This window comes from Vibrio glycogenivorans, assembly GCF_051660965.1.
GTDB lineage: Bacteria > Pseudomonadota > Gammaproteobacteria > Enterobacterales > Vibrionaceae > Vibrio.
The window spans coordinates 1-891 of the sequence record NZ_JBPVIS010000036.1; the positions used below are offsets into that span (position 1 = coordinate 1).

Genomic DNA, 891 nt, shown 5'->3' on the forward strand with positions numbered 1-891 from the left:
TGACTGACCCAGTCAGTGGCATAAGCTCTTATGTTTATGATGCAACAGTAACCTTAGACGATGATACGGTTGTCGACATCTTCCAAGTATCCATCGATGAAGACGGTAATTACAGCATTCAACTGTTTGAGCCGATTGATCATGAGGATGGCTCGTCAGAAGACGACCAACTGTCGTTTAACTTGCCAGTGTTTGCCGTGGATGGCGATGGCGATCCATCTGAGTTGACACCGCAGACCAACATTGCGATTACCGTTGTCGATGATGAGGCGACGGTAGCGAGTACGGTTGCTGACCTTGAGGTGACAGAGCCGGTCACATCGGGTGATAACGCGACGGATGTGCATGACTTCTTGTCGACGGAAGGTGCTGATGGCGCTTCCGTTGTGAGCTTTGTCTATCAAGGTGATGCGACCAGTGACCCATTCGTTCTCGACCAAGCAGACCCAGACTACCAAGACTTTGTTGTCGAAGATGGCACGGTTTATATCAAGACTACCGGTGAGATGTACTTCGAGCCGAGCCGAGATTTAGACCATAGCAGTGAAGAAATACTTAGTACTTCTGTAACAGCCACCATTGTCGACGGTGATGGTGATACTTACATGCCTGTGGCCAATATTGATATTCAAGATGGTCAGGACCCTGTTATCACTGCGGTCAGTCCTGCCTCATTTGATGAGGCGAATCTAGCTAATGGCAATAGCCCAGACAGTGATGAGTTGGTGGTGACAGGCAGTATCGATGCGACCACGGGCAGTGACGATATTGTTCGCTTTGAAGTGGATACTGCAGCCTTCAATTCAGAAACACCGATTGAGGCACTGGGTAAACCGGTTGTCTTAGGCTCAGCGAATGTCGTGACGGATCCGGTTTCCGGTATGGTGTCGT

The 891-nt window shown here is 49.5% G+C and carries 1 protein-coding gene; it reads left to right on the forward strand.

What is annotated here, in order from left to right; genetic code table 11:
• The coding region (locus ACSTTG_RS24170) for a hypothetical protein (protein ID WP_438476618.1) at window positions 1–891 on the forward strand (891 nt) is incomplete at both ends.